This window comes from Pedobacter sp. KBW06, from assembly GCF_003852525.1.
Taxonomy (GTDB): domain Bacteria; phylum Bacteroidota; class Bacteroidia; order Sphingobacteriales; family Sphingobacteriaceae; genus Pedobacter.
The window spans coordinates 649,003-675,245 of the sequence record NZ_QAJL01000004.1 but is presented as its reverse complement, the minus strand read 5'-3'; the positions used below and the strand labels follow the sequence as shown (position 1 = coordinate 675,245).

Here is a 26,243-nt window from a genome sequence, read left to right as displayed (position 1 = left end):
TCTTTTTCTATCTGGTTTTTCTGGGCTTCGCTCTTTCGTATTGCTCGGGCCAATGGATGTCCTCCTGTAGCTCCAGGGCAGCATGTAAGGGAAAATAAGGATCTCTAAGGAGTTCTCTGGCCAGAAAGATGAGGTCTGCCTGCTGGCTTTGCAGGATTTCTTCTGCCTGTTGTGCTTCGGTAATCAGCCCGACTGCTCCCGTAAGAATTCCGCTCTCCCGTTTTATGGACGCAGCAAAAGGAACCTGATAGCCTGCGGATACGGGAATTTGCTGCTGAACAGCAAGTCCGCCGGAGGAGCAGTCAATGAGGTCAACACCTTTTTCTTTCAGGATTTTGGAGAGGAGAATAGAGTCCATGGGTGTCCATCCGCCTTCTGCCCAGTCGGTCGCGGAAATGCGGACAAACAGGGCTTGGTCGGCAGGCCAGATTTGCTGAACATTTTCAATGACTTCCAGGAGCAGGCGGATCCTGTTTTCAAAAGATCCTCCATATTGGTCATTTCTTTGATTGCTTAAAGGAGAGAGGAATTGATGGAGCAGGTACCCATGGGCTGCATGTATTTCTATCACCTGATATCCGGCTTTCCAGGCTCTTTTCGCTGCGGCTTTGAAATCTGATTTTATTTTTTCTATGCCGGAGAGGTCGAGTTCAAAGGGGGCTTCATCTCCTTCATGGAAAGGGATTGGACTGGGTGCAAAGGCTTTATAGCCGCCTTCTTTTTCCGGTTTCTGTTTGCCGCCTTGCCAGGGGGCAAGAAAGCTGGCTTTTCTTCCGGCATGAGCGAGCTGTATGCCTGCAACCGCTCCGTTTGCCTGTATGAAAGTGGTGATTCTTTTGAGCATAGGGATATGGTCGTCTGTCCAGATTCCGAGATCTTCTGCCGTGATCCTGCCTTCGGGAGAGATGGCGCTTGCTTCCTGGATCACCAGGCCGGCACCACCTATGGCCCGGCTTCCGAGGTGAACCAGGTGCCAGTCGGTCGCAAATCCTTCTTCGGCAGAGTACTGGCACATCGGAGAGACCACAATTCTATTTTTTAAGCGCAGGTTTTTGATCTGTATTGGGGAGAATAATAGGGACATGGTTGTTTTTTTATAGAAAAACAACGGTCTGCCGGATTTGTTTCTTTGACCTGATCCGGCCTTATTTCATGAGTCCTTTATAGAAATCGAGAAACAAGCTGAAAAGGTCTTTGTATTCGGTAAAGGGCAGGGTTTTAGCAAGGTCGTTCACATCGTGATAGGCACTGATTCCGCCCTGGGTATAGATAAAGAATGCCGGAACTCCTTTTTCCGTGAAAAAATAATGATCGCTGTTGGCTGCTTTACCTCTTGGATTTATTTTCACCAGGTATTTATTTTTATCATTGAGTTGTTGGAGTAGTGCGAATTCTTTGGGATGAATACTGGCATTAACAACGGTTATGCCCGTTTCTCCGGTGCCCACCATATCCACATTCGTCAGAAATTTGATTTCCCCCAGGTCAAGGAGTGGATGCTCCGTGAAATATTTTGATCCTGCCAGGCCATTTTCCTCTCCTGCGAAACAAATAAAGGCAATGCTGTAAGGTTGTGGATGACTGGCATAATGCCGGGCCAGGGTCATTAAAAAGGAGATGCCGCTGGCATTGTCGTTGGCTCCGGGGAAGTAAACCTCCGAGCCCATTCCACCGAGGTGGTCGTAATGGGCACTGAGCAGGAGGATCGAGTCTGGCTTTGAGGTTCCTTTCACGATGCCACAGATATTGGCAGCCTGAAATTCCGGGTTAAATTGATTTTCGATGCTGAGTCTGATGCTTTCTGGTTTGCCTGATATGGCGGTTTTGAGAACTTCTATGCCGGTATAATCTGCCTGTTCGGGCACAACAGACCAGGTTAGTTTATCTTTCAGAACGAGAATGATCCGTTGTTCCGGGTTGATAAAAGTGACGCTGTCTTTTTGAAACAATTGCCCTTGTGCTTCGATGCCTTTGCTCTCTGGCATGACGATGAACTCTTTTCCGGGAACCAAAGCCTTTCCATTGAGGCTAATTGACATCTTGCCGGGAAAGGTATTGGCCGGATAAGAGAAGACCTGTTTAAACGTTTTCCCATCCATCGGGCTTAATCCGTAGGCTTTAAAAGAGGCACTGATGAAATCTGCCGCCTTGCTCATTCCATTTCTGGTGTAACCCCGGCCCCACATTGTTTTTGAGGTCAGCGTATCCAGCAATGCCCTTGCCGTTTGGATGTCCTGCGATAAAACGGATGTGCTCAGCGCCATGAAACAGATAAAGAAGTACTTTCTCATAAGAATGGAAATGTTTTCCTCAGCGGAGGATTCCGTTAAATCGTAAATATATAGAATTGAAATCTGTTGATGATTAAAACAGATGGGTAAAAATCTTGTTATTGGATGTACTTGTACACTTAAACCTTTTCTATGGATATTCGCTCAAATGAGCCTTTCTGGCTCGTTAAAAATGGATTGCTGCATACTTACCCCTCTCTAAGGGACCACCTCAGCTGTGATATTCTGATTGTGGGAAGTGGAATAACAGGGGCTTTGATGGCCCATTCATTTATAGAGAAAGGCTTCGATACGGTATTGATTGATAAACGGGAAATCGCAAATGGAAGCAGTTCCGCTACAACTTCGATGCTGCAGTATGAGATTGATGTGCCCCTGTATGAATTGATAGAGATGATCGGAGCGCAAGGCGCTGTGGGCAGTTATAAGGCCTGCCGGGATTCGATTGACAGGTTGCAGCAGTTGGTGAAGGAGATTGGTTCGCCATGTGGATTTGAGCAGAAGGATTCCCTTTATTTTGCGAGCAGGTCAAAGGATGTTAAATGGCTGAAAAAGGAGTTCGAAGCGCGTAAGCTCGCCGGATTTGAGGTACAATGGCTGGAGAAAAAAGAAATTAAAGCAAAATATGGCTTATTGGCAGAAGGAGGGATCTTGTCCACAGATGGGGGCAGTGTAGATGCTTTTTGTCTGGCCCATGATCTGCTTCATTATAATGCTAAAAAAGGACTTCGTGTTTTTGACAAGACGGAATTAAAGAAAGTAAGGTACGACAAAGATAAGGTCCTGGCGGAGACTTCCACAGGTGCGGTCATCACTGCCGGAAAAATTGTCTATTGTACCGGATATGAGGCGCAGTCGATGCTTCCGGAGAAGATTGTCGCCTTGAAAAGTACCTATGCGATGGTGAGTGAGAAAAATAACGCTTTATCGCCCTCAATTTCAAACACGTTGTTCTGGAATACCGATGCCCCATACCTCTACATGAGGACGACCTCCGATGGGCGCCTGCTGGTAGGGGGAGAAGATGAAAACTTTAGGAATGCCTTACGCAGAGATGCGTTGCTGGGGCGCAAAAAGGATAAGCTCGTCAAAACCGTTAAAAAGTTTTTGCCTGAGCTGAGCTTTATCGAGGATTTCTGCTGGTGTGGTACTTTTGGAGAGACCAAAGATGGATTGCCTTATATCGGGGCACATCCAAAATTTCCGAATTCTTACTTCGTACTGGGTTTTGGAGGTAACGGCATTACTTTTTCAGTTATCGGAATGGACATCATCCCGGAAATGATCAAAGGAAGCCCGGGATTATTGTCACATTATTTCAGGTTTGGTCGTTAATGTATTGTAAATTAGTGTCTAAGGTATTGTGTTTTGATTTTTTTTACGTGTTTTCTCAGGTGAAAAATTAATGAAGACTTAATATCTTGTGCCGTTATTTTTTAACCTGAAAACTATTTTTGAATTAAAATACCCAAACCATGAACAAGCAATTTTTAAGACTATCAATCGTAGCGTTAGGCATGCTTAGTTTTGCCTCCTGCAAGAACAAAGACAAAAAAACAGGAGAAACTGCAGATAGTGCTGCTGTGACTCAGACCACAGAACCTGCTGCAGCGACGACACCTGCACCGGTAGGAAATGAGCCTCTAAGTTATGTCATCACTGCAGTTCCGGATTCTGCACTTTTAGGTAAAAAGAGCGAAGCACTGGTGAAAATTCTGGAGAGTAAAGCAGTAGCACTTCAGGATGCAGATGGAAAAGCGGATGGGATGGAAGTGACGATAAAGCTGACGGTAACGAATAAGAGTACAGTAGGAAAAGAGACATTTTTCTCTATTAATTACACTGATGCAAGGTTGCAGCTGGACAACAACACTTCTGTAGCCGCCACAAACGGAAACGGATCTACCAATCCTTCACCGGAAACGACCTCTGAAGCGGAGTGGACCTTTAAGGTTCCTGCGAATGCTAAACCGAAGAAACTGAGTCTCTTTCTGGACCAGACCAGGGTTGCCGTCGACCTGAAGGTCGAGGAAAAGAAATAACCGGAAAACCTGCTGTGTAAACAGCAGGTTTTTTTTTGAACAATTTTTCACCAAATAATGTAAAAAAATAAAAAACATATTGCACAACTCAATATTTATTTAAACCTTTGCGGCTCAACTATTTTAAAGAATTATTAGATACAGAAAATGATCAAGCAAATCACACATAAACTTTCTATTTTAGAAGCAAAGAATATTGCTTCCGAAAGTCTGTTTATTGAACGCTTGCGACCCGTATTTTTTGTAACCACTAATCGGCAAAATTACACGCCACGGATTTGAGTAATCACTGAGCAGCAACTCAGCACATTTCCTTAGAGGATTGCCTCTTAAAAAACAATTAATCAGAACATTTATTTTTTCGTTAACCTATTAATGAATATAAACGATTTTATAGTGCAGGTTGCACTTCCTGAACATCGTGTCTTTGCAGAAGAAATCTGTGAAGAAATGGCCGAATCGGCGAAAGCACGTGGTACAGGTATCGCTAAACGCTCTCCGGAGTACGTTGCAGGTAAAATTTCTGATGGAAAGTCTGTTATAGCTTTCCATAAGGATGGAACCTGGGCAGGTTTTTGTTATATCGAAACCTGGAGTCATGGACAGTTTGTGGCCAACTCTGGCCTCATCGTTAGTCCGAAGTTCCGAAAGGCGGGGCTGGCACATGCCATCAAAGAAAAAATCTTCGAACTTTCCAGACAGAAATATCCAAAGGCTAAAATCTTTGGTTTGACTACAGGTCTGGCCGTGATGAAGATCAATTCTGATCTTGGCTATGAGCCGGTTACTTATTCAGAACTTACCCAGGATGAAGATTTTTGGAAAGGCTGTCAGAGTTGTGTGAACTTTGAAATCCTGACGATGAAAGAGCGGAAAAATTGCATGTGTACGGCAATGCTGTACGATCCTGCAACACAGAAGCATGATGTCGCCAAGAAATTTGCAGAAGAACTGGAGAAGAAGCCAAAATTGTATGAGCGTTTTATGCGCATCAAACAAAGGTTGGTGTTAAAGCCTAAGCCTTCGGGTAAAGGGGGATTAAAAGCCCTGTTATTATTATTGTTTACATTTTTATTTAAATAGCTGTTATTTTAAGATGAAGAAAAAAGTTGTTTTAGCTTTTAGCGGAGGTTTAGATACTTCGTTTTGTTGTATTTATTTGGCCCAGGACCGTGGACTGGAAGTACATTCTGTGATCGTTAATACCGGTGGTTTTTCTGAGGAAGAACTTCAGGAGATCGAGAAACGTGCTTATGCCTTAGGAGTAGCTTCTCATGCGGTAGTGGATGAAACTGCCAATTATTATGATGGCTGTATTAAATATCTGGTGTTTGGTAATGTATTGAAAAATGCAACTTACCCACTTTCTGTGAGTGCAGAACGTGTAAGCCAGGCTACGGCGATTGCCAATTATGTAAAAAAGATTGGTGCGGATTATGTGGCACATGGAAGTACCGGTGCCGGAAACGACCAGGTACGTTTTGATATGATTTTTAACATCATCATTCCTAATGTAGAGATCATCACGCCAATCAGAGATTTGAAATTATCCCGCGAAGCGGAAATAGAATATTTAGCCGCACATGGTGTGGAATACAGTGCTGAAAAAGCAAGATATTCCATCAATAAAGGCTTATGGGGCACTTCAGTAGGAGGAAAGGAAACGTTAACTTCTAATGAAACCCTTCCGGAAGAAGCATGGCCAACACAGGTATCTGTAACGGAGCCACGCAAACTGGAACTGACTTTTGAAAAAGGTGAACTGGTGGGCATCGACGGAGAGACTTTAGCTCCGGTAGCGGCCATTCAGAAACTGCAGGCAATTGCGCAGCCTTACGGCATCGGAAGAGACATCCATGTTGGAGATACCATTATCGGAATTAAAGGCCGCGTAGGTTTCGAAGCTGCAGCGCCAATGGTGATCATCAAGGCTCACCATACTTTAGAAAAACATACTTTAACCAAATGGCAGCTTTCCTGGAAAGAGCAACTGGCTTCTTTCTATGGCAACTGGCTGCATGAAGGTCAGTTCCATGATCCGATCATGCGCAACATTGAATCATTTTTGGCAGATACCCAAAAAACCGTTAGCGGAAAGGTGTTTGTTGAATTGTTGCCTTACCGTTTCCAGATCATTGGTATCGAGTCTGCACACGACCTGATGAGCAATAAGTTTGGCAGCTACGGCGAGATGAACAATGCATGGAGTGGTGAAGATGTGAAAGGTTTCTCTAAGATTTTTGGCAACCAGGTTATGATCTGGCACAAAGTGAACAGCAATGAAGATTAAAGCAGGAATCATTGGCGGTGCCGGGTATACCGGTGGAGAAATGCTTCGCTTACTGATCAACCATCCTTCGGTAGAGATTGCTTTTGTGCACAGCAACAGCAATACAGGCAATCTGATCTCTGATGTCCATACGGACCTTTTGGGAGATACAGACCTGCGTTTTACCGGAGAACTGTCTGATGATATTGATGTCTTGTTCTTATGCGTAGGACATGGTGATGCGAAGAAGTTCTTAGCAGCCAATCCGATTGCAGCAGGCATAAAAATCATTGACCTCAGTCAGGATTTCAGGTTAAAGGCAGCAGCAGGGGAAGACTGGGTATATGGTCTTCCTGAGTTGAACCGCGAACGCATTAAAACGGCAAACTTTATTGCCAATCCGGGTTGTTTTGCTACCTGCATCCAGCTGGGCTTATTGCCACTGGCCGCAAAAGGTTTGTTGAATAACGAAGTGCACATCAATGCAACTACGGGCTCTACAGGAGCAGGTCAGAGTCTGGCCGCAACTTCTCATTTTAGCTGGCGCAACAACAACCTTTCTGTTTATAAGGCTTTTGAACACCAGCACCTGAATGAGATTGGAGAGACTTTAGTGCAACTGGATGCGAACTTTGATGAGGTCCTGAACTTTATCCCGCAAAGGGGTGATTTTACCAGGGGGATCCTTGCTGCAATGTATCTGGAAAGCGATCTGACTGCTGAAGAGGCACAGACCTTATACGAGGAGTATTATGCAGCACATCCTTTTACTCATGTGAGTAAAAAGAATATAGATTTGAAACAGGTGGTCAACACGAATAAAGGATTGGTGCATGTTGAAAAGCATGGCAATAAACTTTTTATAGTGAGCATCATTGATAATTTGTTAAAAGGGGCAAGCGGACAAGCGGTACAAAACATGAACCTGATTTTTGGACTGGAAGAGCGGCAAGGCCTGGCGCTTAAAGCAGCAGGATTTTAATCTAATGCTGTCCCGAAATTGTTCGGAACCCGTTTTTTAACCTTTTAATCAACAATTCAATCTCTAAAAAAAATGAACTTATTCGACGTATATCCGTTAAACAATATAGAAATCGTTAAAGCTGCCGGCAGCACCGTTTGGGATGCTGAAGGACAGGAATATTTAGACCTGTATGGTGGCCATGCCGTAATCTCTATCGGCCATACACATCCTCACTATGTGAAACGTGTAACCGATCAACTGAATAAAGTGGGCTTTTATTCTAATTCTGTGAAGATTCCTTTGCAGGTAGAACTAGCCGAAAAATTGGGTAAAGTATCCGGCAAACCGGATTATCAGTTGTTCCTGTGTAATTCAGGCGCTGAGGCCAATGAAAATGCACTAAAACTGGCTTCTTTCTATAATGGAAGGAAAAAAGTAATTGCTTTCAAAGGTGCTTTTCATGGCAGGACTTCCCTGGCTGTTTCTGCAACAGATAACCCTAAGATTATTGCTCCCGTTAATGAGACGGATAACATCGTATTTCTTCCACATAATGACGAGGCTGCTCTGGAGCAGGCTTTTGCTTCCTTCGGAAATGAAGTTACAGCTGTAATTATCGAAGGAATTCAGGGTGTGGGCGGAATCAAAGAAGCTTCTGTTTCTTTCCTTCAGAAAATCCGTTCCCTTTGCGATCAGTACAATGCACTTTACATTGCCGACAGTGTGCAGTGTGGTTATGGAAGAACAGGTAAATTCTATTCTCATGATGAAGCAGGTGTTGACGCTGATGTTTACACCATGGCCAAAGGAATGGGAAATGGTTTTCCGGTAGCAGGAATTTCGATCGCTCCCAAGTTTAAACCATGGCATGGCATGTTGGGTACTACCTTTGGTGGAAATCACCTGGCTTGTGCAGCAGCATTGTCCGTATTGGAAATTATGGACCAGGATCAGCTGATGAAAAATGCAGAAGAAATTGGTACTTACCTGATCACTGAACTGAGGAAAATCGAGGGGGTAAAGGAAGTGAGAGGACGTGGATTAATGATTGGAATTGAACTTCCTGAAAGCTTGTCGAACGTAAAGAAAGACCTGCTGTTTAAGCATCACATCTTTACCGGAGAGGCTAAGCCGAATGTAATCAGACTTTTGCCTGCTTTGAATTTAAGCAAAGATCAGGCAGATCAATTTTTAAATGAGTTTAAAATTGCGCTAAATCAAAGATGAAACAGTTCACTTCAGTAAATGATGTTGAAGACATCAGCCAATTGGTAGCCGCCGCATTGGCCTTAAAAGAAAGCCCTTACGCACATCAGGACCTTGGAAAAAATAAAACCCTGGGACTGGTTTTTCTTAACCCGAGTTTACGGACCCGCCTGAGCACCCAAAAAGCAGCATTGAATTTGGGAATGAATGTGATGGTGATGAACATGGACAAAGAAGGCTGGGCACTGGAAACTCAGGACGGTGTGGTCATGAACGGCACTACAGTAGAGCATATCCGTGAAGCTGCGGCAGTGATGGGGCAATATTGTGATGTCCTGGGCTTACGCTCTTTTCCCAAGCTGGTTAGCAGGGACGAGGATTATAATGAAGATTTCTTTAATAAGTTTATCCAGTATTGTGGCGTTCCTGTCGTAAGTCTGGAAAGTGCCACCCGCCACCCTTTGCAAAGTCTGGCAGATTTGGTGACGATTAAAGAAACCTGGAAAGGCAGTACAAAACCTAAGGTCGTATTGGCCTGGGCACCACATATTAAAGCGTTACCACAAGCAGTACCCAATTCCTTTTCTGAATGGATGTGCAGGGCTCAGGCAGAAGGGATGCTTGATTTTACCATTGTACAACCTAAGGGCTATGAGCTGAATGAGGATTTTACACCTGGAGCAAACATCAGCCACAATATTGATGAAGCGTTGAAAGATGCGGATTATATCTATGTGAAAAACTGGTCCAGCTATAAGGAGTATGGAAAAGTACTCACTTATCCTGAAGGCTGGATGCTGACCAACGAACGGCTAAAGGCAACGAATGATGCGAAAGTAATGCATTGTCTGCCAGTTAGACGCGACCTGGAGCTGTCATCAGAAGTCCTCGACGGACCAAACTCACTCGTGATACAGGAAGCCGGAAACCGGTTATGGGCTGCGCAGGCAGTGCTGAAAGAAGTACTGGAGAATTTATAAATTACAGGATGCCGGATTAAAACCAGCATCCTTTTTTGTTATACCTGAAGTTCCTGAGGAACTTTTTGAAGAAATTTAGAAAATGAAGAGATTAAGTGTAATTAAAATCGGCGGCAATGTAATTGACAATTCGGAGAAGCTGCACCAGTTTTTGCTGGACTTTAAAGCCCTTCCGGGAGATAAGATTTTAATTCACGGTGGCGGAAAGATTGCAACAGAGCTGGGCGTTTCCCTTGGTGTGGAAGCTAAAATGTTGGATGGACGCCGGATTACCGATATTGAAACCCTCAGGATCGTCACGATGGTTTACGCAGGTTTAATCAATAAGAACATGGTTGCTCAGTTGCAGGCGAAAGGCTGTAATGCGATTGGCTTAACCGGTGCCGACGGGAACATCATCAAAGCAGTTAAACGCCCTGTGAAGGAGATTGACTATGGTTTTGTAGGCGATCTGGATGAGACCTCGGTTTCTTCAGCTACGCTGGACAGTTTGCTCCTTGCGGGATTGACACCGGTTTTGTGTGCGATTACCCACGACGGCGACAGCCAGCTTTTAAATACCAATGCAGATACCATTGCTTCTGCAGTGGCGGTCGCCATGTCTTCCTTATATGAAACCGTGCTGGTTTACTGCTTTGAGAAAAGAGGCGTAATGCGGGACGTGGAAGATGACGATTCCCTTGTTCCTGAAATCCGGATGGCAGAATTTGAAGGATTAAAACAGGAAGGGGTAGTTTCAGGAGGGATGATCCCTAAATTACATAATGCCTTTGAGGCGATAAAAAGCGGCGTTTCTGCCGTATATATTGGTAAAGCAGATGAACTGCCGCAAATTAATGAGCAGGGTTTTGGAACAAGACTCATCATTTAATTACCTTTGAATACCACCCGATCAATCACAACCAAACCATATAGAAGATGAAACAGTTTAAAGGCAACATCGCCATTTTAGGAAGCGGAAATATTGGCATTTCTTTAGCCAGGGGATTAGTTAAAGCGAATTATGCTTTGCCCGGTCAGATTAGTCTGACCAGAAGAAATATTGCCAATTTAGGCCCCTTTGCTGAACAGGGCTTTGGTGTGAGTAATGATAACGCTGCGGTTGTTGCCGCTGCCGATGTTATTGTTCTCGCTGTGTTGCCGCAACAGCTGAATCAGCTGATGGAGCAGATTCGTCCGGTTGTAGACATCAATAAACACCTTTTCATTTCTGTTGCTTCCGGTGTCAGCTGTGCAGACATCAGAAATAAACTGGGTGAAAGGGCACAGGTGATCAGGGCGATGCCAAATACGGCGATTGCCATTGGACAGTCGATGACCTGTATTGCCACAGATAGCGCTTCTTCTGAATATATGGAAGAGGTGACAAGAATGTTTGAAACTGTAGGTTCAGTGGTGAAGATCAATGAAGACCTGATGACTTCAGCAACGGCTTTATGTGCCTGTGGAATTGCCTTTTTCTTACGCGCCATCAGGGCGGCTTCACAAGGTGGGGTAGAGATTGGTTTTCATGCAGATGAAGCTTTAAAAATGGCGGTTCAGACCGCTAAAGGGGCTGCGGACCTGCTCTTACAGATGCAGTCCCATCCTGAACAGGAAATAGACAAAGTAACTTCGCCGAAAGGCTGTACCATTGCCGGATTAAACGAGATGGAGCATAATGGATTCAGTTCCTCCCTCATCAAAGGCATCAAGCTATCGGCAACAAAGGCCGGTGCTTTATATACCAAAGAATAAAAAAATTATGATAGAACAACTGCAAAAAGAGAGTTTAGAACTGTTGAAAGAATTGATTGGCATCTCTTCCTTTAGTAAAGAAGAAGACAAAACCGCTGATGTGATTGAACAGTTTTTGCAGCAACGTAATATAAAGACCCATCGTAAGCTCAACAACATCTGGGCTTACAACGCGCATTTTGACCCGAAAAAGCCAACGATGCTTTTAAATTCGCATCACGATACCGTGAAGCCAAATTCGGGCTATACACGCGATCCTTACGCGCCAACTATTGAAGAGGGCAAATTATATGGATTAGGGAGTAATGATGCGGGAGGATGTCTGGTTTCGCTTATAGCGACCTTTCTTTACTTCAATGAGCAGAAAGGTTTAAGTTATAACATTTGTCTGGCCACGACCGCAGAAGAAGAAATCTCCGGAAATAACGGATTGGAATGTGTGCTTCCTGATCTTGGAGAACTGGAGTTTGCGATTGTTGGAGAGCCGACTCTAATGAATCTGGCCATTGCAGAACGTGGTTTACTGGTTTTAGACTGTGTTTCTACCGGAAAAGCAGGCCATGCGGCACGCGAAGAAGGAGACAATGCCATTTATAAGGCTTTGAAAGATATAGAATGGTTCCGCAATTATCGTTTTTCCAAAGTTTCGGAAATGTTCGGTCCTTTGAAAATGTCGGTAACGATTATCAATGCAGGTTCTCAGCATAACGTTGTTCCGGCAACCTGTAATTTTACCGTAGATGTTCGGGTAACGGATGCGTATACCAATGAGGAAGTTTTAAAAATTATCCGGACCAATGTAGATTGCGAGGTAACGCCACGCTCTATCCGCCTGAAGCCTTCTTCTATTGATAAGGCACATGCGCTGGTACAGTCGGGCATCGCCTTAGGCAGGACTACTTATGGTTCTCCTACAACTTCAGATCAGGCTTTATTGAGTATTCCATCTTTAAAGGTAGGGCCTGGAGATTCTGCACGTTCTCATATGGCAGATGAATATGTTTTTGTCAATGAAATTGAAGAAGGAATTCAACTCTATATTGAAATGTTAAAACCTGTAATTAACGGGAAGTAAGATCTTAATGTAAAAAAGCGGCTGATCCTCAGGATCAGCCGCTTTTTTTATTGCTCTTCTGCTTTTTCAAAAGCTCTTGCTTCCAGGTGTTTTTCCATATCTAAACGGTTGACTCCTTTTGACCACCATTCCGGTGCGGGCTTATCTTTTAACATGTAATCGAAATATTCCATCATGCGGACAGCGTAGTCCTTCCGGTTAGGTAATTTGGCAATGCCATGGTTTTCGCCACGGTAAGTGATCATCACCACCGGTTTATTCAGTCTTCTCAGGCCGTTGTAGTATTCGATACCTTGCGTATAATCCACTGCACCGTCTTTATCATTGTGTAACAACAACAATGGTGTCTGTACCTTTTTGATGTGGTAGACCGGAGAGTTACGGGCAAAGGCATCCCAGTTGTCCCAATACCCTGGTGTTAACCTACCCTGGCTGGATTCGAAGATCGCCTGGTTGGTGCCTCCGCTGTTCCAGTAGATCAGACTGTACATACTGATCATATTGGTCAATGGTGCACCCGCTGCTGCGGCTTTAAAAATATTGGTTTGTGTGATCAGGAAAGAGGTTTGGTATCCTCCCCATGAGTGTCCGTGAATGGCCACGCGTTTTTCGTCTACAATTCCTGTTGCAATGGCTGCTTTCACTGCAGGAACAACGCAGGCTACTGCAGACATTCCCGGATCATTCAGTTTGTATTTGATATCCGGCATCAGTACCGCGTAACCATTGCTGGTGTATACCGATTTATTAAATCCACCACCAGGGAATCCAGGCATAGTATAGAAATTCATCTCATCAGTGAGGCGTTCATAGATATAGGTGATCGTAGGATAACTTTTTCCTTCCTGATAATTTGCAGGGAGGTATAGTGCTGCCTGCAGGGAATCTCCGTTTGCACTGACATAGTTGATCAGCTTGACACCTGTAGACCAGGCATATTTTTCCTGATCAGGGGTGTTTTTCGTGATTTGTTTTGGGTTGGCTAAATTTGCCGCTGTACTGGTATAAATCTCTGGTGATTTTTCATTGTTCTGTTTGGCATAAATGAACACGTTGCCATCACTTGCTTTCTGGAAGGCGCCATAAACATTGTCGTCCATAAATAAAGGTTTGATGCTGTTCTTTCCTGCCTCCAGCACCCCAATGCCGGCTTTTTTAGTGCTGGAATTAAAGATGGTGAAATATTGATCTTTGCTCAGGTCCGTTCCTTTGTCCTTAGGATAAATGAAGAATCTGGACTGTACTTCCTGCTTCCTGCTTTTCCAGTTGTCGGAAAGGGCAATTACATTTTTGCCATCCGCGCTGATGCGCCAAAGGTCATAATTGTCTTTAATGAGGACATATCTGGAGTCTGATGACCAGCCGAAATTTGGTGTGGATGGCTTGACTGTGTTATGGTCGTCCTGCTCATCTACAAAAGAGGCTTTGATTTTTTCGGTGAGGTTATATTGTTGTAAGGTTTCCAGGTTGATGCTGTAAAATGCACCGTCTTTGTTGAAACTTGCCCATTTGCCGTTTGGAGCAAAGCTGAGTGAACCTCTTCCCGAAGTATAAAATTTCTCAAAAATACGTTTCTTAGTCCCTGTCTTTAAATTAATGAGGTAAATGTCCGTATAGTTTTGCCCGTCGAGGTTCCCCATCAATTCATAGCTGGAATTGTCGTAACCAATGGCATACAGCTGCTGTGGGGCAACAACAACATTTTTTAAACTGCTGTCGGCCAGCTGACTGAACTTCTGATCTGCGATGCGGTAAGAACTTAGGAAACTGTAATTTTTGTCTCTCATTTCCTGGGTTTGCTGGGCAGATTGAAGGCGTTTGTCCTGCCAGTTCCAGATGATCATATCCGGTTTCTCTATATCTGCTTTAGCGGCAGGTTTCGCGTCTGCTTTCGCTTCCGGTTTTCCTTTAGCCAGGCTATCGGTTTTTACCGGAGGTTTTCCTTTTTCTGCTGTTTTATCTTTTGAGGTGCTGTCGGCTTTCTTTTCCTGGGTATTGATCCCAAAGAATAAAGTGCTTTGATCTTCTGACCAGTAAGGAGTTCCATTTCCGTTGATTCCCATATTTTTCGGGAAATTTTTTAGGCCGATACCAGCGTAAGAAACTTTATTGCTTTGTTCTCCGGCAATCTTATTGATTCCGATTACGGTAAAGACATCTTCTTTATACTGCTCGTTTTTATTGGATTTTAACAAGGCAAAAGCATCTCCGTTTTCATTCCAATTGATGTTTTTATAATTTGCTTTGTCATTTTCCAGGGCAGTGATGATGCCGGTTTTCATATCTCTGATAAAAATGCCGTTCCCGTTCTGTCCGTTTGCATCAATGGTATAGGCAAGAATGTTTCCCGCTTTATTGAAGGCATATTCTGCAACATTGCCCAGGTTATAGCTTTTTTTAGTGCTCAACTGGTATAACAAAAGATCAGTTCCTTTTGCCGCATCTTTCTCTTTTGATGCACTTTCCGGTGCTGTAAACTGTATAGCCAGCCATTCTGAAGACTCTCCGGAGAAACTGAATGTTTTTACTTTTTCAAAAGTGACTTTCTGATTTCCAGGTAAAGAGACCAGAACCAATTGATCATAAAGAGGTTTCATGGTTTTTTTTGCCGCTTTTACTTCTGATTCTTTAGCCGAGACCTTAAAGGCGAGATATTTGGAATCCTTAGCATAGACAACTGTACTGGGATTTGCCCCGATAGGATAGCTGAAATTTGTGGTGTCGGATGTTTTGCGAATGATGGTTTGGAGATCACCTTCGTTAGGGCCTTTTGCCCAGGATAACCATTGTCCGTTGGGTGACAGCGCATAAGTATTGCTTCTGATGAAATTCCATTTGGAAACATCTTTCCAGCTCAATGCTGGTTTTTGCTGCGCATGAACGCTTGCTGCAAGCGGTAAAAGCAAGAGCAAGAGCGAATATCTGATTCTGTTCATATATAAGTTTGTGGATTTTCTGCTAAAATATTGATTTAGTTGAATATATTTTGATTATAACAAGAATATTATGCAATGTAGTTGCATTTGATGCTCTTGCTGGTTTATCCTTCATTCTATCGTAATTATTGTATTTTTGCAAAATACCTCCAGCCCTCAAAGGGTCTAAACAATAGATTGATAAATGAAGATTTGGCAAAAAAACGTAGACGTAAATAAAGATATAGAAACTTTTACCGTAGGCAAAGACAGGGAGCTGGATTTGCAAATGGCAGCTTTTGATGTTTTAGGCTCTTTGGCCCATGTAGAAATGCTGGAAAGTATTGGACTGTTAACCGCCGAAGAGCTGGTGTCGATTCAAAAGGAACTCAAAAATATTTATGCGGACATTGAAGCAGGAAGATTTACGATTGAGGATACGGTAGAAGATGTACACTCGCAGGTAGAGTGGCTGCTGACACAGCGCATTGGTGATGCCGGTAAAAAAATCCATAGCGGACGTTCCCGTAATGACCAGGTTTTAGTGGATCTGAAACTCTACTTCAGAAGCTGTATTGAAGAAATGGTTGAAAATACAAGGGTTCTTTTTACGCAACTGATTGCGCTGAGCAATACCCATAAAGACAAATTACTTCCGGGATATACGCACCTTCAGATTGCGATGCCTTCTTCTTTTGGACTTTGGTTCGGTGCTTATGCAGAGAGCCTTGTTGATGATATGGAACTGATGCTTGCCGCTTATAAGATTTGCAATAAGAATCCTTTGGGTTCTGCTGCGGGCTATGGCTCTTCTTTCCCTCTAAACAGGACAATGACCACTCAGTTACTGGGTTTTGAAAATTTAAATTATAATGTGGTTTATGCACAAATGGGCAGAGGAAAAACAGAACGTGTTCTTGGACAGGCGATGTCTTCAGTTGCTGCTTCCCTAGCCAAAATGGCGATGGATGTTTGTCTGTTTATCAATCAGAACTTTGGATTTATCAGCTTTCCGGACGAACTGACGACCGGATCGAGTATCATGCCGCATAAAAAGAATCCTGATGTTTTTGAACTGATCCGTTCCAGATGCAACAAGATTCAGGCTTTGCCGAATGAAATTGCCATGATGACCACCAATTTGCCTTCCGGTTATCACCGGGACCTGCAACTGCTGAAAGAAAACCTTTTCCCTGCAATCACATCGTTGAATGAATGCCTGGAAATGACTACCTATATGTTGCAGCACATCAGGATTAAAGACGATATTCTGGCGGATAAAAAATATGCTTACCTGTTTAGCGTTGAAGTAGTGAATGAACTTGCCTTAAAGGGGGTTCCTTTTAGAGAGGCTTATAAAATTGTTGGTGAAACGATAGAGAACGGTACTTTTTCTCCTTCAACTCAGGTGAATCATACCCATGAAGGAAGTATTGGAAATCTGTGTAACCCGGAGATTGAAGGGATGATGGAAGAAATTCTTTCGCAGTTTAAATTTGAGAAAACTACCGCTGCAATTGAAAGATTGCTGGCTTAATCAATTAATAAATAAAAATCAAAAAAATGAATGTATCAGTATTAGCAAACACGCTTATCGGCTCGGAAATCATTAAAATTGGAAACGAAGTAAATGAACTGAAGCGAAAGGGTGCGGAGATTGCCAATCTGACCATCGGTGATTTTGATCCTTCAATTTTTCCTATTCCGGCAGAACTGAGAGATGAGATTATTGATGCTTATCATCATAACCATACCAATTATCCTCCTGCAGACGGTATTTTAGCTTTAAGAGAGACGGTGGTAGAAGTTTTGAAAAACAGATACGCGCTTTCTTATACCACACAGGATATTTTGGTAGCCGGCGGCTCACGTCCGCTAATCTATGCAACTTATCTGGCGCTGGTAGATCCCGGAGATAAGGTGATTTATCCTGCCCCATCATGGAATAACAACCATTACTGCCACCTTTCTTCTGCAAAAGGAATAGCGGTAGAAACGACTGTGGAGAATAACTTTATGCCAACAGGGGCACAGCTGAAGCCTTATTTAAAAGGCGCAACGTTATTGGCCCTGTGTTCTCCTTTAAATCCTACAGGAACTATGTTCAGTCAGGAGCAACTGGAAGAAATCTGTGACCTTGTAATCGAAGAGAATGAATGCAGGGGAGTGGATGAGAAACCATTGTACATCATGTATGATCAGATCTACTCTTTACTGACTTTTGGAAAAGAGCACATCAATCCGGTAAGCTTACGTCCGGAGCTGAAAGATTATGTGATCTACATTGATGGGATTTCGAAATGTTTATCTGCTACAGGAGTCCGTGTAGGCTGGGCATTCGGCCCCGAAAAGGTGATCGGCAAGATGAAATCTTTACTGGGACATATCGGAGCCTGGGCGCCTAAAGCAGAACAGGTGGCTGTTGCAAAATACTTTAAAAATAATGAACTGGTAGATCAGTTTTTGAATGCCTTTAAAAAGCAGGTTCAGGAAAGTCTGGATACGCTGTATAATGGTTTTCAGCAATTAAAGGCAGATGGCTTTGCGGTTGATGCCGTGGTTCCTATGGGTGCAATTTACCTGACGCTTAAGATCGATTATATCGGTAAGACTACCCCTTCGGGAGATCTGTTGAAAAACAGTGCGGATGTTAATTTTTATCTGATCAAGGAGGCTCAGACGGCTTTGGTTCCGTTCTCGGCTTTTGGTACTGATGAATCTGTGGCCTGGTTCCGCGCATCGGTTGGCGGATGTTCACTGAGCGATATTCAGAAAATGATTCCAAGAATAAAAGAAGCATTGGGCAAATTGAAATAAAGAAGCCCGTGATATGAAAAAGGCTGCCAGATCTTATATCTGGCAGCCTTTTTTTATTTAAATTCCGAAGTTTTGTGGAACTGAATGTCCGGATAATCACGCATGGTCATATTGATCATGAAATCATTATCCGCAAGGAACACCGGATTGCCATCTTTATCTTCCCCGATATGTTGTTGTTTCCGTTTCAGGAACTCTTCTAATTTCTTTTTGTCTGTTGACGTTACCCAATTAGATCTGCCATAACTTAAAGTACGGAAATGCGCTTTCGCACCGTATTCATGCTCCAGACGAAATGCGATTACTTCAAATTGAAGTTCACCTACCGCACCAATAATTTTACGGTTACCTGGTTGTGCAGTGAACAATTGAGCCACACCTTCTTCTGTGAGTTGTTGTATGCCCTTCTCCAGCTGTTTTGTGCGAAGTGGGTCTCTGTTCTCTACTTCTTTAAATATTTCAGGAGAGAAGCTTGGAATGCCTTTAAATTGCAACTGTTCTCCTTCTGTAAGGGTATCGCCGATTTTGAAGTTTCCACTGTCATATAATCCGACCACATCTCCCGGCCAGGCTTCTTCAACGATACTTTTCTCATTGGCCATGAAATCCATTGGATTGGAGAATTTCAGTTTTTTATTCTGGCGGGTATGGAAGTAGAATTTATTGCGTTCAAATTTACCAGAGCAGATTCTCAAAAAGGCGATACGGTCGCGGTGTTTAGGATCTAAGTTGGCATGGATTTTAAATACAAATCCTGTAAAGTTTTTCTCATTTACCAATACTTCACGCTGTTCTGCTTCCCTGCTTTTTGGGCTTGGTGCGATTTGAACGAAAGTATCCAGCAGTTCTTTAATCCCGAAATTATTGATGGCACTGCCAAAGAACACCGGTGCAAGTAATCCTTCGATGTACATGTTTTTATCGATCTGTCCATAAACACCATCTACCAGTTCCAGATCAGACTTTAGTCCATCCAGCTCTTTTGGTTTCAGGAAATTATTCAGATTCGGGTCATTCAGGTCACTGACCTCGATGACAGGGGCACTGATTTTTGTTTTATCAGCCTCAAAAAGGTTCAGGTGTTTGTTGTAAATGCTGTATACTCCTTTAAAAGTATGTCCCTGACCTATTGGCCAGGAAAGCGGACAAAGGCTGATGTTCAGTTTGCTTTCGATCTCGTCAAGCAGGTCAAAAGCATCCTTTCCTTCCCTGTCCATCTTATTGACAAAGATAATTACCGGGGTATTTCGCATTCTGCAGACTGCCATTAATTTTTCGGTCTGCTCTTCGACCCCCTTCACACAGTCGACCACGAGGATTACGCTGTCTACCGCCGATAAAGTACGGTAAGTATCTTCAGCAAAGTCTTTGTGACCAGGAGTATCTAATATGTTGATGCGTTTTCCGCTGTATTCAAAGCCCATTACAGAAGTCGCTACGGAGATTCCACGTTGCTTCTCAATTTCCATAAAATCGGAGGTATTGCTTTGGTTGGCCTTATTCCGTTTAACCGCTCCGGCCGTATTTATTGCTCCTCCGAAGAGTAAAAACTTTTCTGTAAGAGTAGTTTTACCTGCATCGGGGTGACTGATAATAGCGAATGTTTTTCGTTTTTCTATTTCTGGGTGAATCATAAAGAATTAAGCCTGTTGTGCTTGATGAGGCTGCAAAGATAATTATAATATATAAAAGAGGGCTAAAAAGAAAAACCGGCCATCAGATGGCCGGTTTTTTATAACTGAGCTGGGAATTAACCTCTTCCTGCTCTTGAAGATCTTCCACTTTCGGATCCGCTGCTCCTGCTTTCTCCGCTGCCCCTGCCTTCGGAACGGGTTGGGGGTGCGCTTTGGCGTTCCTGTCTTTCCATTCTCTGTGGCTGGGCCTGAGGTTGAGGCTGTGAGCGCTCTTGTCTTTCCATCCTTTGAGGTTGTGGCTGAGGTTGAGGACGTTCCTGTCTAACCTGAGGCTCTGCTCTTCGCTCTTCACGTTGAGGCCTTGCCTGTGGCTGCACCGGCATCGGTTGAGGAGCAGGCTGTGTCTGAGGTGTTGGTTGTGTTCTTTCCTGACGGCTTTCTCTGGAGCTGCTTCTATCCGGTCTTACCGGCATTGCTTCATTATTCCTGTCGGACGGAGTTCCAAACCTGTTGTTTTCTCTGGTTGCCCTTCCTTCAGCTCTGTTTCCTGTATTGTTGTCTCTTGAAGGATTGTTGTCCCTTGAAGGGTTGATTATTCCTTCAGAACGATTGTTTGTTCTATCCGAACGGCTATTATTATTCGATGGGTTTCTTCCTTCAATTGTTCCACGATCTGGTCTTCCACTACGATCTCCGATAGTATTTCTATCAATACCTGTAGTTCCACGATCTGATCTTGAACCACGGTCAACTGCCATAGAGCCATTCGGTCTGGTCAGATTTGCGTCGCCACGAACTGCATCTCTTGGTCCCTGTACGCTTCCCCTGTCTGTTCTGGAGCTTCTCGGATTATAAATGTTGAGTTCATTACCTCTGAGCTCAGTTCTACCGGCTCTGCTGGTCCTGTTTACGTTATAAATCTGTACATCACCTCTGGTTGCACGTCTAACCTCGTCAACTCTTGGTCCGGTATAGTAAGTACGTCTGTTTCTTTCGTAGGTATTATTGATGATCGTTGTATTGTTAATAATGGTTACGTTTCTACGGGAATAATATCTTGGGAAACTATCGTAATAGATATTACGCTGAGGAATAAACACCCACCAGTTATCTGGAATTCCAAAATTGATATTTATGTTGACACTTGGTCCCATCGGAGCCCATCCATAGTAACCACCACCACTTCTCCAGCTTACCCATGCAGGTCCCCAAACGGTATCAGGAATCCAGATCCATTGTCTGTAGCGGTTATATACCCATCTTCCATAGTGGAAAGGGGCCCATCCCCAGTCGTAATTGGATACCCAGGTATTGCCATATTCTGTCATTGCCCATCTACCGTTGCTATAATAGGGTCTGAAATCGTCCTGTTCTACATCAGGCCTCCATACGTATCCGTATTGAGGATCCTGAATCCAGGTACCATAAGGAGAAAGCTCATCATAGAAGGATTGGAGCGAAACGTCGTCGTCTTGTGCCATAACGCGCTGCGCGGTTCCGGTCATCAGGAGCATAAGCCCCAGCACAATTGCCGGTAATTTGATTAAATTTTTCATTTGTGTGTGTTTAATTTACCTAACGCTTTTTATATAACAATTTGAGTTCCAAAGAATGGCAAAAGTTTAAACTGCCTTAGGAATATTACATTACGATTATGCGATCTGGCATAATTATATTGGTTTAAGAGCGGGATATGCCGATATTTAATCGGTTGGCGAATAAGTAATTTACGAAAAAATTTTTTAAAAATTTCTAATTTCGGTGTTATATTCTGGTTCTGAAGGAATATTAAATGTGTTGAGTTGCTCTTTCCAGGAAATTATTTTCTTCTTTTGTAAACAAAACAAAATTTATGCAAAAAGGCACTTTATTCCTTATCCCCGTTCCTCTGGCAGAAAATGCTGCCCAGAAATCTTTTACTCCTTTTTTAGGCGACACCATCAATGCAATAGACACTTATATCGTTGAGAATGAAAAAACAGCCAGAAAGTTTTTAAAAGAAGCCGGGTTGAAGTTGCCGCAGAGCGAGCTGCTGATCCACGATTATGGTAAGCACCAGCGGAACGCTTCATTAGCTCCGTATTTTAAAGAGCTGAATGCGGGTAAAGATGTTGGATTAATGAGCGAAGCCGGATGTCCGGGAGTAGCAGATCCTGGTGCGGAAGTGGTTGCCGAAGCACATAGAAGAGGGATCAAGGTTGTTCCATTAGTTGGACCAAGCTCAATCTTGCTGGCATTAATGGCTTCCGGATTCAATGGTCAGAGTTTTACTTTTCACGGCTATTTACCAATTGATAAAGTGGAGCGTGGAAAACGCATCAAAGAACTGGAGCAACAGTCTTTGGCTAAGAAACAAACGCAGTTATTTATAGAGACACCTTTCAGAAACAATCATTTGCTGGAAGATGTATTGAAGAACTGTTCTCCGCAGGCCATGCTTTGTGTAGCTTGTAACATCAATGCAGAAGAAGAATACATCAAGACACAATCTGTAGCACTTTGGAGAAAAGAGCGGATTGACCTGCATAAAAAACCAGCTATATTCTTGCTTTACAGGCCTTCTTAGCGGTACATATTTTTATTGTCCATAAAAGCGAGGACTTTATCCGGCACAAAATATTGAACATTTCTTCCTTCCTTTAACGCTTTGCGGATAAAGGTGGAAGAAATGTCCATTTGTGGTGTTTCTGTAATGGTGATTGCCGGATGATTTTCCCATTCGCTCAGGTCAATGCCTGGTCTTGGGTAAACATAGATCTGGTAATTCTTCAGCAGGACCTCATAATTCTTCCATTTTTTCAGCGAAGAGAGGTTATCGGCACCCATGATCAGAACGAATTCCTTTCCGGGGTACTTTTCCTGCAGAAAAGCTAAGGTATCTACGGTATAGGAGGGCTGAGACAGCCCAAACTCTATATCACTTACTTTAATATGATCTGAGGTTTCTGTGGCGAGTTTAGCCATTTCCAACCTGTCGTACATATTGGTCAGTCCGTTTTTATTCTTCAGCGGGTTATGTGGTGAAACCAGCAGCCATACTTCTTTAAGTCCGGTAAAGCCAGCCATATAGTTGGCAATAACCAGGTGACCGATATGGATGGGGTTGAATGAACCAAAGAATAACCCTGTTTTCATTTTACTTGTTATTGATAAAATCTCCAACCAGTTGTTCTGCTTCTTTGCAGGCAGTTTCCAGTTCGAAGTTTTTAAGGATTACATCAAACTTCTCCGCATAGTTCAACTCTTTTTCAGCCTTTATAAAGCGTTCCTGAAGTTTTTCGTTGCTGTCAGTTCCTCTTCCGGTTAAACGTTCCTTCAGGACCTCTAAAGAGGGCGGCTGAACAAATATAGCCAGGGCATCGTCCTCATATTTACGTTTCAGACGTAAACCGCCTTCCACGTCGATATCAAAAATGACATGTTTGCCTGTGTTCCAGATCCTTTCAATTTCAGACCTTAAGGTTCCGTAAAAAGTACCGTTATATACTTCTTCAAATTCCACAAATTCCTGATGGGCTACTTTATGGAGAAAGTCTTCTTTTGAAATGAAATAATAATCTTTCTCATGCTCTTCATCACCTCTGGATTCGCGGGTAGTAGCTGAAATCGAGAAACTTAATTCCGGAAATTTCTTAAGCAGGTGTTTTACGATAGTGGTTTTACCTGCTCCTGAAGGGGCAGAAAATATAATGAGTTTACCTTGTGTCATGCGTACTTATAAAACGTTTAATAGTTGTTCCTTAATTTTTTCCAGCTCTTCTTTCATCCCTACTACCAATTGTTGTATCTGTGCATCATTTGCTTTAGCACCCATAGTATTGATTTCTCTGCCAATCTCCTGAGAGATGAAACCGAGTTTTTTACCGTTGGCATCTTTGCTCTTTAAAGTCTCTGTGAAATAATCACAATGACTTTTCAGGCGTGTTTTTTCTTCGGTAATGTCTAATTTATCAATGTAATAGATCAATTCCTGCTCTAACCGGTTTTGATCTACATTTATTTTCCCTACGTTTTCTTCCAGAAACTGATTTAATCTTGTTCTGATCTGAGGGATTCTCAGAGGCTCCAGAACTTCTATCTGGGCAAAAAACTGAAGTATGTTTTTAATTCTCAACTCCAGATCTGTTTTTAAAACATTTCCTTCCGTATGTCTGAACTGATTGAAGTTCTCCAGTGCTTTATTGAAAGTGCTGTATAAAATATCCCAGTCATTTTCATTGATTTCTTCTTCCTGGTAGCTGATGACCTCAGGAAAACTCAAGACGGCCTGTAAAAGGTTGGTCGAGTTGGCGCCCAAATCAACATTAATCGCTTCAAGTTGTTTATAGTATTTGCTCAATAAGGCGGCATTGATGGTTGCTCCTTTGAGGTTTTCCTCACCGCGATCAATATTTATAGAAATACTGACTTTACCACGTTCGATTTCTTTGCTGCATACGTTGCGTAATAACAACTCCTTTTCGGAGAAAGCCCTTGGAAGTTTTAGATTGAGTTCTAAAAACTTGCTGTTTAAAGACTTAATCTCTACTGCAAACTTAATGTTTTCATGATCAGTAGAGGCCAGACCAAAGCCTGTCATTGATTTTATCATGTGCAAAGATATAATTTATTGTTAAAATGATTAAACCTATGTTGCTTAATGATGTACAGAACCTGGCCGACTTTGTTTTTTTAATGCCACATTTAGCCGGGAATTGGAAAAAAGAGGTAACTTTTTCAGTTTTACTTTGTTATAAAAACCACAGTTTCTGCGATCATTTTAACTTTTTTTAACTTAATTGATTGGGAAACATTGGTTAAGTTTACAAAAAATCTAGATATAATGAAGCCTTATCATCTCATCACATTGGCATTCGGTGTGTTTTTCTTCTCTTTTATGCCCGATGCTTTTTCCCAGAAGGAATTTTTACTCAGAGGAGTGGTAAAAGAACGTGGAACAAATAACCGGATACAATTTGCCCAGGTCACCAATAAGCGCAATGGATTTACGGTCTCTACCAGCGATTTGGGACTGTTTCAGATCAGAGCAGTGGTTGGGGACAGCCTTGTTGTGGTAAAAAGTGAGTTTTCCGATGAAGAAGTGGGCGTTTTCACTACGGCCGATGTATCGGTTTATTTATCCAGGGGAACAACATTGAGAGAGGTGAATATTAAAGGGCAAACAAAAAGACAGGAGTTGAATGATGTCAAAAGAGATTTTAAAAGAAGCGGGTCCTTTTATCAGGGAAAACCTCCGGTACTGGCGTATTTCTTCCAGCCATTAACTGCTTTTTATGAGTTATTTGGTCGTACCCCCGGAAATGCAAGAAGATTTGGCCGATACTATGACAATGAGATCAAGCAATCTCAGGTAGATGGCTTTTTTAATGAATATCTGATTCAGAATACCGTAGACCTGAAAGGTAAAGATCTCGAAAAGTTTATGCTGGATTACCGGCCCGATTATGAGAAGTCCAGAAACTGGGCGGAATATGATGCAATAAAATACATTAAAGACTCCTACAAGAAATACACAGATACGCTGGGAAAAAAATAAGAAGTTTAAATCGACAGGGCTTCGCAGGCTTTTTCAGCTGCAAGTTTTTCTGCATTCTTTTTATTGTAATCGCGGCCCAAACCGTAGCTTTCTCCTTCAACAACGGCGCTGATGGTGAATAGCTTAGCGCTTTCACCTTCACTGTTTTGTACCATGTCAAAAGAAATGTCTTTTCCCTGGCGCTGGCACCATTCGATCAGTTTACTTTTGAAATTGGTTTCCGTGAGTTCCAGGGTATGGATGTCGATATAAGGCTTAATGATTCTTTTAAGCAGGAAGTCTTTGGTGAAATTATATCCTTTGTCCAGATATACAGCTCCTATTAACGCTTCAAAAGCATCACCAAGCATCGAATGATGTTTGGTTTGGATGTTTACCGCTTTCTGGTCAAAGACCATCAGTTGGTCGAAGCCCATTTTTCGGGCCAGCTGGTTTAAATTTGCCCTGTTTACAATTTTAGAACGCATTTCCGTTAGAAAACCTTCTTCTTTATAGGGATAGCTTTTAAACAATAATTCGGCAATTACAGAGCCCAGAATCGCATCTCCAAGAAATTCAAGACGTTCATTGCTGCTTCTGCTTCCGTTCTTCAGAACTTTTGCCACAGATCTGTGCCTGAATGCCATTTTGTATAAAACAGTATTTCCAGGAACAAAGCCTAAAATGTTTTTTAGCTTTTTTATAAAGACCTTATCTGTTGAAAAATAAAGCTTATACAGGTCGAATAATGGCATTAATTGTTACAAAAATTATAGGAGACTAAACAAATAGTCTCCT

The 26,243-nt window shown here is 42.7% G+C and carries 23 protein-coding genes; 14 read left to right on the top strand and 9 right to left on the bottom strand.

The window, feature by feature from the left end:
- Positions 1-7: 7 nt before the first annotated feature.
- On the bottom strand, positions 8-1,084 hold the full coding sequence (namA, locus tag DBR43_RS25090) for an NADPH dehydrogenase NamA (protein ID WP_124585969.1): 1,077 nt from the start codon (positions 1,082-1,084) through the stop codon (positions 8-10).
- Positions 1,085-1,145: 61 nt separating this feature from the next.
- The gene (locus DBR43_RS25085) at positions 1,146-2,291 is read right to left on the bottom strand and encodes a M28 family metallopeptidase (RefSeq protein ID WP_124585967.1); all 1,146 of its coding nucleotides are present in this window, start codon (positions 2,289-2,291) and stop codon (positions 1,146-1,148) included.
- Positions 2,292-2,423: 132 nt separating this feature from the next.
- Between DBR43_RS25085 and DBR43_RS25080 the strand changes: the two genes are divergently transcribed.
- The 10 genes from DBR43_RS25080 to DBR43_RS25035 all read left to right on the top strand — a co-directional run bounded on the left by DBR43_RS25080 (position 2,424) and on the right by DBR43_RS25035 (position 12,564).
- Positions 2,424-3,626, top strand: coding sequence for an NAD(P)/FAD-dependent oxidoreductase (locus tag DBR43_RS25080; protein ID WP_124585965.1), 1,203 nt, complete (start codon positions 2,424-2,426; stop codon positions 3,624-3,626).
- Between the two features lie 140 nt (positions 3,627-3,766).
- Positions 3,767-4,333, top strand: coding sequence for a hypothetical protein (locus DBR43_RS25075; protein WP_124585963.1), 567 nt, complete (start codon positions 3,767-3,769; stop codon positions 4,331-4,333).
- Between the two features lie 375 nt (positions 4,334-4,708).
- Entirely contained in the window at positions 4,709-5,416 is a 708-nt protein-coding gene (locus tag DBR43_RS25070) for a GNAT family N-acetyltransferase (protein WP_124585962.1), read from the top strand.
- A 13-nt stretch (positions 5,417-5,429) separates the two neighbouring features.
- Complete coding sequence (gene argG / locus DBR43_RS25065; protein ID WP_124585960.1) at positions 5,430-6,623, top strand: argininosuccinate synthase; 1,194 nt, start codon at positions 5,430-5,432, stop codon at positions 6,621-6,623.
- Entirely contained in the window at positions 6,613-7,584 is a 972-nt protein-coding gene (gene argC / locus DBR43_RS25060; protein ID WP_124585958.1) for an N-acetyl-gamma-glutamyl-phosphate reductase, read from the top strand. Before argG ends, argC begins: the two co-directional genes overlap by 11 nt.
- Positions 7,585-7,656: 72 nt before the next feature.
- Entirely contained in the window at positions 7,657-8,793 is a 1,137-nt protein-coding gene (locus tag DBR43_RS25055) for an aspartate aminotransferase family protein (RefSeq protein ID WP_124585956.1), read from the top strand.
- Positions 8,790-9,752, top strand: a complete 963-nt coding sequence (locus tag DBR43_RS25050; RefSeq protein WP_124585954.1) for an acetylornithine carbamoyltransferase — start codon at positions 8,790-8,792, stop codon at positions 9,750-9,752. The genes DBR43_RS25055 and DBR43_RS25050 overlap by 4 nt, the downstream gene beginning before the upstream one ends.
- An 82-nt stretch (positions 9,753-9,834) precedes the next feature.
- The gene (argB, locus tag DBR43_RS25045; protein ID WP_124585952.1) at positions 9,835-10,623 is read left to right on the top strand and encodes an acetylglutamate kinase; all 789 of its coding nucleotides are present in this window, start codon (positions 9,835-9,837) and stop codon (positions 10,621-10,623) included.
- Between the two features lie 47 nt (positions 10,624-10,670).
- The gene (proC, locus tag DBR43_RS25040; protein WP_124585950.1) at positions 10,671-11,489 is read left to right on the top strand and encodes a pyrroline-5-carboxylate reductase; all 819 of its coding nucleotides are present in this window, start codon (positions 10,671-10,673) and stop codon (positions 11,487-11,489) included.
- 7 nt (positions 11,490-11,496) lie between these two features.
- Positions 11,497-12,564, top strand: a complete 1,068-nt coding sequence (locus DBR43_RS25035) for a M20 family metallo-hydrolase (protein ID WP_124585949.1) — start codon at positions 11,497-11,499, stop codon at positions 12,562-12,564.
- Positions 12,565-12,611: 47 nt separating this feature from the next.
- Here the strand turns inward: DBR43_RS25035 and DBR43_RS25030 are convergent, their stop codons facing one another.
- Positions 12,612-15,500 (bottom strand): S9 family peptidase, encoded by a 2,889-nt coding sequence (locus DBR43_RS25030; protein WP_124585947.1) that lies wholly within the window; start codon positions 15,498-15,500, stop codon positions 12,612-12,614.
- A 184-nt stretch (positions 15,501-15,684) separates the two neighbouring features.
- Between DBR43_RS25030 and argH the strand changes: the two genes are divergently transcribed.
- A complete protein-coding gene (gene argH / locus DBR43_RS25025; RefSeq protein ID WP_124585945.1) occupies positions 15,685-17,016 on the top strand; it encodes an argininosuccinate lyase in 1,332 nt (443 codons plus the stop codon).
- A 26-nt stretch (positions 17,017-17,042) separates the two neighbouring features.
- The gene (locus DBR43_RS25020; RefSeq protein WP_124585943.1) at positions 17,043-18,296 is read left to right on the top strand and encodes a pyridoxal phosphate-dependent aminotransferase; all 1,254 of its coding nucleotides are present in this window, start codon (positions 17,043-17,045) and stop codon (positions 18,294-18,296) included.
- A 53-nt stretch (positions 18,297-18,349) separates the two neighbouring features.
- On the opposite strand, the gene DBR43_RS25015 is transcribed toward DBR43_RS25020, so the two are convergent.
- Complete coding sequence (locus DBR43_RS25015) at positions 18,350-19,930, bottom strand: peptide chain release factor 3 (protein ID WP_124585941.1); 1,581 nt, start codon at positions 19,928-19,930, stop codon at positions 18,350-18,352.
- A 116-nt stretch (positions 19,931-20,046) separates the two neighbouring features.
- Positions 20,047-21,486, bottom strand: coding sequence for a DUF6600 domain-containing protein (locus DBR43_RS25010; RefSeq protein ID WP_124585939.1), 1,440 nt, complete (start codon positions 21,484-21,486; stop codon positions 20,047-20,049).
- 296 nt (positions 21,487-21,782) lie between these two features.
- On the opposite strand from DBR43_RS25010, the gene DBR43_RS25005 reads away from it, so the two are divergent.
- Positions 21,783-22,496, top strand: coding sequence for an SAM-dependent methyltransferase (locus tag DBR43_RS25005; RefSeq protein WP_124585937.1), 714 nt, complete (start codon positions 21,783-21,785; stop codon positions 22,494-22,496).
- Here the strand turns inward: DBR43_RS25005 and nadD are convergent.
- From nadD to DBR43_RS24990, 3 genes are read right to left on the bottom strand one after another with little or no spacing between them, the layout of a single operon-like run.
- The gene (gene nadD / locus DBR43_RS25000; protein WP_124585935.1) at positions 22,493-23,065 is read right to left on the bottom strand and encodes a nicotinate (nicotinamide) nucleotide adenylyltransferase; all 573 of its coding nucleotides are present in this window, start codon (positions 23,063-23,065) and stop codon (positions 22,493-22,495) included. The two genes, DBR43_RS25005 and nadD, sit on opposite strands and share 4 nt — an antisense overlap.
- A 1-nt stretch (position 23,066) precedes the next feature.
- On the bottom strand, positions 23,067-23,639 hold the full coding sequence (gmk, locus tag DBR43_RS24995; protein WP_124585933.1) for a guanylate kinase: 573 nt from the start codon (positions 23,637-23,639) through the stop codon (positions 23,067-23,069).
- A gap of 6 nt (positions 23,640-23,645) precedes the next feature.
- Complete coding sequence (locus DBR43_RS24990) at positions 23,646-24,509, bottom strand: YicC/YloC family endoribonuclease (protein ID WP_124586310.1); 864 nt, start codon at positions 24,507-24,509, stop codon at positions 23,646-23,648.
- A 243-nt stretch (positions 24,510-24,752) separates the two neighbouring features.
- Between DBR43_RS24990 and DBR43_RS24985 the strand changes: the two genes are divergently transcribed.
- The gene (locus DBR43_RS24985) at positions 24,753-25,466 is read left to right on the top strand and encodes a hypothetical protein (RefSeq protein WP_124585931.1); all 714 of its coding nucleotides are present in this window, start codon (positions 24,753-24,755) and stop codon (positions 25,464-25,466) included.
- 5 nt (positions 25,467-25,471) lie between these two features.
- On the opposite strand, the gene rnc is transcribed toward DBR43_RS24985, so the two are convergent.
- Complete coding sequence (gene rnc, locus DBR43_RS24980) at positions 25,472-26,200, bottom strand: ribonuclease III (RefSeq protein WP_199757128.1); 729 nt, start codon at positions 26,198-26,200, stop codon at positions 25,472-25,474.
- Between the last annotated feature and the right edge of the window lie 43 nt (positions 26,201-26,243).